We start from the raw sequence: 8,490 nt of genomic DNA on the forward strand, positions 1-8,490 counted from the left end.
TCGGCGAAGCGGAGCAGCACCCGCAGCCGGTCGGCGCCGCCCGCCGCGCCCGCGACGTCACCGGCGTCGCCGCGGTCCGTACGGTCGGTGCGCTCCACGGGCTCGGCGGGCCAGTCCGGGACCGAGCCCTCGTCGCGCCAGGCGGCGACGATCGCGTCGAAGTCGTCGGGCCGGTCCTCGCGGTCGCGCGAGGGGTCTGCGGAGCTCATACCGGTCCGTCCCTCCCCGCTCGCGGCGGCTCCATCCTGTCACGGCCCGTGTCCCGGCCGACACCGCCCACGGGCCCGCGCGGGGACCGCCCGACCCCGGTGACCACCGCCCCGTTGTGAGGAGGTGTCGACGCTCCGTAGGCTGTCGCCGAAGTCGGTAGGGAGGCAGCGCAGGGTGCTGTACTGGTGGTCCAAGTTCGTGCTGCTCGGCCCGTTGATGAGGCTGTTCTGCCGGCCGGAGGTGCGTGGTGCCGAGAACGTGCCCGGTGGTGCCGGCGCGATCCTCGCCAGCAACCACCTCGCGGTGGCCGACTCCTTCTTCCTGCCGTTGATGCTGCCGCGCCGGGTGACCTTCCTCGCCAAGCGCGAGTACTTCACCGAGCCCGGGATCCGCGGCTGGTTCAAGAAGCAGTTCTTCACCGGCGTCGGGCAGGTCCCGGTGGACCGTTCCGGTGGGTCCGCGGCGCGCGCCGCGATGGACACCGCGGTCCGGCTGCTGAACGAGGGCAAGCTGCTCGGGATCTATCCGGAGGGCACCCGCTCGCCCGACGGGCGGCTCTACAAGGGCAAGACCGGCGTCGCCCGGATGGCCCTGGAGGCCGGGGTGCCGGTCATCCCGGTCGCCATGGTGGGCACCGACAAGGTCAACCCCATCGGCTCCAAGATGTGGCGCCCGCGCAAGGTGAAGATCGTGATCGGCGAGCCGCTGGACTTCTCCCGCTACGAGGGCATGGCCGGGGACCGGTTCATCGAGCGCTCCATGACCGACGAGATCATGTACTCGCTGATGGAGCTGTCCGGGCAGACCTACGTCGACCTCTACGCGGCGTCGGTCAAGGAGAAGGCCGCGGCCGGTGCGCCACCGCCCGCGCCGTCGCGGCAGAGCCTGTCGCGGCCCGACGCGAACGTGCCCGACTCCCGCGCCTCCTGATCGACTCCGGTAGACAGGACGGCACCATGCGCTTCTTCTACGACACCGAGTTCATCGAGGACGGCACGACGATCGACCTGGTGTCGATCGGGATCGTCGGCGAGGACGGCCGCGAGTTCTATGCCGTGTCCACCGAGTTCGACCCGGACCGGGCCGGCAAGTGGGTGCGGGCCAATGTGCTGCCCAAGCTGCCCTCGCCCAGCGACCGGGCCTGGATGTCGCGGGCCCGGATGCGCGAGGAGATCCTCGACTTCTGCACCGGCGCCCCCGGCGACGTCGAGCTGTGGGCCTGGATCGCCGCCTACGACCACGTGGCGCTGTGCCAGCTGTGGGGTGCGATGCCCGCGCTGCCGCGGCCGATCCCGCGCTTCACCCGCGAGCTGCGCCAGCGGTGGGAGGACGCGGGCCGCCCGGCGCTGCCCCCGCCGCCCGCCGAGGCGCACGACGCGCTCGCCGACGCCCGGCACAACCTGCGGCGCTGGGAAGTGATCGCCGAGACCCTCGCGACGGGGGCCGCGCCTCGGTAGGGATCGGCCCCGGCCTAGGCTGGGCCGCGTGAACTGGTCCGTCGACGCGCCGATCGACGTCCTCCCGGAGCTGCCGCCGCTGCCCGCGGACCTGCGCTCCGCCCTGGACGACGCGCTCTCCCGCCCTGCCGCCCAGCAGCCCGAGTGGCCCGACCCGTCGCAGGTGGGCGACGTGCGGAAGGTCCTCGAGTCCGTCCCGCCGGTGGTGCTGCCGCCGGAGGTCGACCGGCTGCAGTCGCGGCTCGCCGACGTCGCGAACGGTGAGGCGTTCCTGCTGCAGGGCGGCGACTGCGCCGAGACCTTCGTCGACAACACCGAGCCGCACATCCGGGCGACGATCCGCACGCTGCTGCAGATGGCCGTCGTCCTGACCTACGGCGCCTCGATGCCGGTGGTGAAGGTCGGGCGGATCGCCGGGCAGTACGCCAAGCCGCGCAGCTCGCCGATCGACGCGGCCGGGCTGCCGTCCTACCGCGGGGACATCGTCAACGGTCTCGCCCCGGACGCGCAGGGCCGGATCCCGGACCCGTCGCGGATGGTCCGCGCCTACGCGAACGCCTCGGCGGCGATGAACCTGGTCCGCGGCCTGACCGCGACCGGGCTGGCCGACCTGTCCAAGGTGCACGACTGGAACAAGGACTTCGTCCGCACCTCCGCCGCGGGCGTGCGCTACGAGGCCGTCGCCGCCGAGATCGACCGTGCGGTCCGCTTCATGGACGCCTGCGGGGTGCGCGACCACAACCTGCACCAGGTCGAGTTCTACGCCAGCCACGAGGCGCTGCTGCTCGACTACGAGCGCGCCATGCTGCGTCTGGACCTGGAGCGCGACCCCACCGGCGGGGAGTCGCCGAAGCTCTACGACCTGTCCACGCACTTCCTGTGGATCGGGGAGCGGACCCGTCAGCTCGACGGCGCGCACGTCGCGTTCGCGGAGCTGCTGGCCAACCCGATCGGCATGAAGATCGGCCCGACGACGACGCCCGACCAGGCCGTCGAGTACGTCGAGCGGCTCGACCCGCACAACCGCCCGGGCCGGCTGTCGCTGATCTCCCGGATGGGCAACGACAAGGTCCGCGACGTGCTCCCGGCGATCGTCGAGAAGGTGACCGCCTCCGGGCACAAGGTCATCTGGCAGTGCGACCCGATGCACGGCAACACCCACGAGGCCTCGACCGGCTACAAGACCCGGCACTTCGACCGGATCGTCGACGAGGTGCAGGGCTTCTTCGAGGTGCACCGCTCGCTCGGCACGCACCCCGGCGGCATCCACGTCGAGGTCACCGGCGAGGACGTCACCGAGTGCCTCGGCGGTGCGCAGCGGATCTCCGACACCGACCTCGCCGGCCGGTACGAGACCGCCTGCGACCCGCGGCTGAACACCCAGCAGAGCCTGGAGCTGGCGTTCCTCGTCGCGGAGATGCTGCGCGGCTGACCCGTCCGTCCCGGGGCGGCTCCACCCGGAGCCGCCCCGGTGGTGTGTCTCAGGCCCCGGTGCTGGCCCGGGCCGCCAGGCGTGAGGGCAGCAGGGGAGCGGCGGCGCCGTCGCCGTCCCCGGCGAGCACGGCGGCCAGCCGCTGGGCCGCGGCCCGGCCGAGTTCCTCCGCCGGCAGCGCCACACTCGTCAGCGACGGCGCCGTCACCTGTGAGTACGGCAGGTCGTCGAACCCGGCGACGGCGATGTCCCCCGGCACGGCCAGCCCCAGCCGGTGCGCCGCGGCCAGCACGCCGTAGGCCATCGTGTCCGCCGCCGCGACGACCGCGGTGGCCCCGGCCGCCCGCCAGCGCGGCAGCGCCTCGGTGCTGACGTCGGCGGCGGCGTCGAGGGTCAGCCCGGCCCGGGTGCCGTCGTCGAGGACCCGCAGGCCGTGCTCGGCGGCGACCCGGGCGAGCAGCTCACGGCGCACGGTGAAGGTGGCCGAGGGCGTCGAGCCCTCCAGGTAGGCGAGCACCGTGTGCCCGGCCTCGGCGAGGTGCGCGACCAGCGCGCGCACGCCCGGCTCCAGGTCGAAGGTCACCGTGGCCGCGCGGCCCTCGAAGCCGGGGGCGTCCATCAGCACCAGCGGCGGACCGCCCGGCTCGAGGTCGTCGAGGAACGTCGGCGACGGCGCGTGCACCAGCAGCCCGGCCGGGCGGAACGCCGCGACCCGGCGGACGTCGTCGGCGCCGGGCTGTTCGCCGCCCTCGATCACCGACAGCATCAGCTGGTGCCTGCTGCCCAGCGCCTCCCGGATCCCGGTGGTGACCCGTCCGAAGTAGGGGTTGGGGAGGTCGGGGGCGAGCAGCACGACGAGGTCGGTGGTCCCGCGGGCGAGCGAGCTCGCCGCGTGGTCGACCACGTAGCCCAGCTCCTCGACCGCGGCGCGGACCCGCTCGGTGATCACCGCGGACACCCGTCCGCGCGACTTGCCGTTCACCACCAGCGACACGGTGGACACGCTCGTCCCCGCCCGCCGGGCCACCATCGCCGCGGTCACCCGCCGGCCCACCGGTCCTGCCATCCGGCGAGCCTACCCGGACGCGCCACACATCAAGCGCTTGACGTCATGCGCTTGACAGGTCACAGTCGACACGTCCGGAGCGCCCCGGACGACCACGACGACGAGGTGGGACACCGGAGATGACCGAGAAGATCGTCCTGGACTGCGATCCGGGCCACGACGACGCGATCGCGCTGCTGCTCGCCCACGGCGACCCGCGGATCGAGCTGCTCGCCGTCACCACGGTCGTCGGGAACCAGACGCTGGACAAGGTGACCCGCAACGCGCTCTCGGTCGCTACCCTGGCCGGGATCACCGGCGTGCCGTTCGCGGCCGGTGCCGACCGCCCGCTGCTGCGGGAGATCGCCGTCGCCGCCGACATCCACGGCGAGACCGGCCTGGACGGCCCGGAGCTGCCCGCGCCGGCGTTCGCCGCGGTGGACACCCACGCCGTGGACCTCATCGTGGAGACCGTGCTGGCCCACGAGCCGGGCACCGTCACCCTCGTCCCCACCGGCGGGCTGACCAACATCGCGCTCGCCGCCCGGCGCGCCCCCGAGATCGTCGGCCGGGTCAAGCGGGTGGTGCTGATGGGCGGCGGCGTCGCCGTCGGCAACCGGACCCCGGTGGCCGAGTTCAACATCGCCATCGACCCCGAGGCCGCCGCGATCGTGTTCGAGGCGGGCTGGGAGGTGGTCATGGTCGGGCTCGACCTGACCCACCAGGCGCTGGCCGGTCCCGAGGTGCGCCGCGCGATCCGCGCCGTCGGGACCGGCCCGGCGCGCTTCGTCGACGAGCTGCTGGACTTCTTCGCCGCCACCTACCGCGACGTCCAGGGCTTCGACGCCCCGCCGGTGCACGACCCGTGCGCCGTCGCCCACGTCATCGACCCGACGATCGTGCGGGCGTTCCCGATGCCGATCGTCGTCGAGACCGCGGGCCGGCACACCACCGGGATGACGGTCGCCGACCGGCGCGGACCGGCCCCGCAGGGATGCCGCACGCACGCCGCGCTGGAGCTCGACCACACCCGGTTCTGGGAGCTCGTCGTGGACGCGCTGCGCACCATCGGCGACCCCGCCACCCCGGCCGCGACCGTCCCCGCCGACGCCGCCGCCCTCGCTGCAACGGAGCAGATCGCATGACCACCCCCGACCGCCGCCCGGTCGTCACGCTCGTCGTGGCGGTGCTGGCCGCCTGCGTGGCCTTCCAGCTCAACGCCTCGATGCTCAGCCCCGCACTGGTCACCATGGCCCGCGAGCTGGGCACCGACGACGCCACCGTCGGCCTGTCCCAGACGATGTTCTTCACCCTCGCGGCGATGTTCTCGCTGTTCCTGCCGCGGCTGTCCGACATCGCGGGGCGCCGGCGGGTGCTGCTGGTGATGCTCGCGGTCATGCTGGTCGGCAGCGTCGTCGCCGCCCTCGCCGTCAGCGTGCCGATGCTGTTCACCGGCCGGGCCCTGCAGGGCATCACCGGGCCGGTCGTCCCGGTCTGCCTGCTCATGCTGCGCAGCGAGATCGCCGACCCGCGCCGCTACGGGATCGTGCTCGGCCTGATCACCGCCGTGAACGGCGGCGTGGCCGGTCTCGACGCGCTGCTCGGCGGCTGGCTGGCCACCCACCACGGCTTCCGCTCGATCTTCTGGGTCATCGCCGCGGTCACCGTCGTCGCGCTGGTGCTCGTCGCCGTGTGGGGGGTGGAGTCCCGCCCCTCGCAGGGCGCCCGGATGGACTGGCGCGGGGTCGTCCCGCTCGTCGCCGCGGTCGGCGCGCTGCTGCTGGCCTTCGACGAGGCCGCCGCGCTGTCCGACGCGCGCTGGGGCCGGGTCGCCGGGTACGCGCTGCTCGCCGTTGTCGCTGCGGTGGTGTTCTGGCGGCTGCAGGGCCGCACCGCGCAGCCGCTCGTCGCGCCCGAGGACCTGCGCCGGCGCGCCACCTGGGCCACGCTCGGCACCACGCTGCTGACCATGACCGGCGTGTTCGCCGTGGTCAACGGTCTGGTCGCCTCGATCGCGCAGAACCCGGCGGCCGGGTTCGGGCTCGGTGCGGACCTCACCGCGCTCGCGCTGCTCGCCCCCTACGCGCTGATCGGCTGGCTGGTCGGGCCGTTCGCCGGTCGCCTGGCCCCGGTGCTCGGCTACCGCACCGTCCTGCGGGTCGGGCTGGCCGGCAGCGTCGTCGCCACCGCGCTGCTGGCGGTCGTGGGCGTGCACTCGTTCGCGGTGCTGGTCGTCGCGACGCTGCTGCTCGGCGTCACCTACGCCGGCATCGCCAACATCATGCTCAACGGCCTGGGCGTGCTGCTCTCGCCCGCCGACCGGCCCGGCATGCTGCCCGGACTCAACGCCGGCGCGTTCAACCTCGGCGCCGGGATCAGCTTCGTGGTGCTGCCCGCGGTGCAGGTCGCCGTCGGCGGGGCCGGGCAGACCGGGGTCGGCGGCTACACCGCGGGCATGCTGGTCGGGGCCGCGTGCACCGCGGGCGCGTTCGCGCTGTCGCTGCTCATCCCGCGCCCGGCCGCCGCCGAGACCGGCGCCGCGCACGACGTGGTGGACGCCCGATGAGCCGGGTGCTGGTCGTCGGCTCGCTCAACGCCGACCTGGTGGTGCGCACCGAGCGCCTCCCGGGGCCGGGGGAGACCGTGGCCGGGTCGGACCTGACCGTGGGCCCCGGCGGCAAGGGTGCCAACCAGGCCGTCGCCGCCGCCCGGCTCGGGGCCGCCGCGGGGGTCGGCGTGGGCATGGTCGGCGCGGTCGGCGACGACGACCACGGTCGGACCGTCCGTGACGCCGTCGCCGCCGCCGGTGCCGACGTCGACCGGGTCGTGGTGCGGACCGGCACGGCCACCGGCACCGCGGTCATCACCGTCGACGCCGCGGGCGACAACACGATCGTCGTCTCGCCCGGCGCCAACGCCGCCCTGGAGCCGGGAGACCTGCCCGCCTTCGACGACGTCGCGGTGCTGACCCTGTGCCTGGAGATCGGTGTCCCGACGGTGCTGACCGCCGCCCGGGCCGCCCGCGCCGCCGGGACCACGGTGGTGCTGAACCTCTCGCCCTACGCCCCGGTGCCCGCCGAGCTGCTCGCCGCCACCGACGTGCTCGTGGTCAACGAGCACGAGGCCGCGCTGCTGGGCGAGCACCCGGTTCCCCGGTCGGTCGTGACACGCGGGGCCGCGGGCTGCGAGGTGCACGACAAGGGAGCGGCTACTGTGACCACAGTGGATGCGATGCGGGCCGATGTGGTGGACACCACCGGGTCGGGCGACGCGTTCCTGGCGGCCGTCGCCGTGCGGCTCGCCGCGGGGGACGACCTGCCGGACGCGGCGCGTTACGCCGTGCGCGCCGGTGCCCTCGCGGTCACCGTCGCCGGAGCGCAGCTGCCCGCGATCGGCGACGCCGAGCGCACCCGCTTCGGGCTGTAGGCCCCTCGAACGCCGGTGTCCCGGCCGGACCGCCATCCGGCCGGGGCGCCGGCTCCGACCCATGACGCGGGCTCAGAGCACGGTCAGGGTGATCGTGTCGCCGGGCTCGGCGTCGCCGCCCGACCCCGGGTCCTGACCGACGACGCGGCCGTCGCGGCGACCGAAGGGGAAGCTGCGCTCGATGTCGACCTCGAAGCCGTCCTGACGCAGCAGCGCCTCCGCCTCGTCGGCCCGCATGCCGATCACGAACGGCACGGAGGTGGGCGCCGCGGGCTCGGCGGTCGGTGCCGGGGGCGGCGGTGCCGGCTCGGGGCCCCGGCTGGTCACCAGGGTGACCGCGGCACCACCGGCGAGCCGGGTCCCGGCGGGCGGGTCGGTGCGGATCACCGCACCGGCGGGGACCTCGGTGCTGAACTCCTCGGCGCTCGTCGAGCGCACCGGGGTCAGCCCGGCGCGGCGCACGGCGTCCTCCGCGGTGTCCACGGCGCTGCCCGCGGGCACGTCGGGCACCGCGGGACGGCCGGTGGACACCACCAGGGTGACCGTGGTCCCGCGCAGCACCCGGGTCTCCGGGGCCGGGTCCACCTGCGCGACGAGGTCGGGCGCCACGTCGTCGTCGGCCCGTTCGGTGACCGTGGGCGTCAGGTCGGACTCGGCGACGAGTGCGGTCGCCCGCTCGCGGTCCAGGCCGGTGACCGCGGGCATCGTGGTCCAGCGGCCCGACCCGAGCCACCAGGCGCCCGTCCCGGCCAGCGCGGCCAGCAGCAGGAGCAGCACCATCCACAGCGCGAACACCCGGCGGCCGCGACGGCGGCGCCCGGCCAGCTCCTCGCGGGTCATCGGCTCCGGCTGCCCGGCGGGGGTGACGGCGGTGCCGTGCGCGCCGCGGGCCCGCGACTGCACCCGGGTGCCGCCGGGGC

9 protein-coding genes are annotated in these 8,490 nt (G+C 74.8%); 6 read left to right on the forward strand and 3 right to left on the reverse strand.

Translation table 11 applies throughout. The features are described 5' to 3' along the window. A partial coding sequence (locus NH602_RS25090; protein WP_253069076.1) for a hypothetical protein occupies positions 1-209 on the reverse strand: 209 nt, incomplete at its 3' end. 175 nt (positions 210-384) lie between these two features. On the opposite strand from NH602_RS25090, the gene NH602_RS25095 reads away from it, so the two are divergent. Genes NH602_RS25095 through NH602_RS25105 form a run of 3 tightly spaced genes read left to right on the forward strand, consistent with a single transcriptional unit; the run spans position 385 to position 3,099 of the window. Continuing rightward, positions 385-1,140 (forward strand): 1-acyl-sn-glycerol-3-phosphate acyltransferase, encoded by a 756-nt coding sequence (locus NH602_RS25095; protein ID WP_179762344.1) that lies wholly within the window; start codon positions 385-387, stop codon positions 1,138-1,140. 26 nt (positions 1,141-1,166) lie between these two features. After that, positions 1,167-1,667 (forward strand): polyadenylate-specific 3'-exoribonuclease AS, encoded by a 501-nt coding sequence (locus NH602_RS25100; RefSeq protein ID WP_062396083.1) that lies wholly within the window; start codon positions 1,167-1,169, stop codon positions 1,665-1,667. A 28-nt stretch (positions 1,668-1,695) separates the two neighbouring features. After that, positions 1,696-3,099, forward strand: coding sequence for a class II 3-deoxy-7-phosphoheptulonate synthase (locus NH602_RS25105; RefSeq protein ID WP_179762345.1), 1,404 nt, complete (start codon positions 1,696-1,698; stop codon positions 3,097-3,099). 49 nt (positions 3,100-3,148) lie between these two features. On the opposite strand, the gene NH602_RS25110 is transcribed toward NH602_RS25105, so the two are convergent. Further along, entirely contained in the window at positions 3,149-4,165 is a 1,017-nt protein-coding gene (locus tag NH602_RS25110) for a LacI family DNA-binding transcriptional regulator (protein ID WP_218899376.1), read from the reverse strand. 119 nt (positions 4,166-4,284) lie between these two features. Here NH602_RS25110 and NH602_RS25115 point away from each other — a divergent pair, with 119 nt between their 5' ends. From NH602_RS25115 to NH602_RS25125, 3 genes are read left to right on the forward strand one after another with little or no spacing between them, the layout of a single operon-like run. After that, on the forward strand, positions 4,285-5,289 hold the full coding sequence (locus NH602_RS25115; protein ID WP_253069077.1) for a nucleoside hydrolase: 1,005 nt from the start codon (positions 4,285-4,287) through the stop codon (positions 5,287-5,289). Next, positions 5,286-6,710, forward strand: coding sequence for an MFS transporter (locus tag NH602_RS25120; RefSeq protein WP_179762347.1), 1,425 nt, complete (start codon positions 5,286-5,288; stop codon positions 6,708-6,710). The genes NH602_RS25115 and NH602_RS25120 overlap by 4 nt, the downstream gene beginning before the upstream one ends. Beyond that, positions 6,707-7,570, forward strand: coding sequence for a PfkB family carbohydrate kinase (locus tag NH602_RS25125; protein WP_253069078.1), 864 nt, complete (start codon positions 6,707-6,709; stop codon positions 7,568-7,570). The genes NH602_RS25120 and NH602_RS25125 overlap by 4 nt, the downstream gene beginning before the upstream one ends. A gap of 72 nt (positions 7,571-7,642) precedes the next feature. Here the strand turns inward: NH602_RS25125 and NH602_RS25130 are convergent. Then, positions 7,643-8,490: PASTA domain-containing protein (locus NH602_RS25130; RefSeq protein ID WP_253069079.1), on the reverse strand; the 848-nt coding region annotated here is incomplete at its 5' end.

This window comes from Pseudonocardia sp. McavD-2-B (assembly GCF_024124365.1).
Classification (GTDB): domain Bacteria; phylum Actinomycetota; class Actinomycetes; order Mycobacteriales; family Pseudonocardiaceae; genus Pseudonocardia; species Pseudonocardia alni.

What these genes read in the sequence shown, in the direction of transcription:
- NH602_RS25110 (WP_218899376.1), bottom strand. Translation starts at nt 4,165, where the DNA reads ATGGCAGGACCGGTGGGCCGGCGGGTGACCGCGGCGATGGTGGCCCGG.
- NH602_RS25100 (WP_062396083.1), top strand. Translation starts at nt 1,167, where the DNA reads ATGCGCTTCTTCTACGACACCGAGTTCATCGAGGACGGCACGACGATC.
- NH602_RS25115 (WP_253069077.1), top strand. Translation starts at nt 4,285, where the DNA reads ATGACCGAGAAGATCGTCCTGGACTGCGATCCGGGCCACGACGACGCG.
- NH602_RS25120 (WP_179762347.1), top strand. Translation starts at nt 5,286, where the DNA reads ATGACCACCCCCGACCGCCGCCCGGTCGTCACGCTCGTCGTGGCGGTG.
- NH602_RS25125 (WP_253069078.1), top strand. Translation starts at nt 6,707, where the DNA reads ATGAGCCGGGTGCTGGTCGTCGGCTCGCTCAACGCCGACCTGGTGGTG.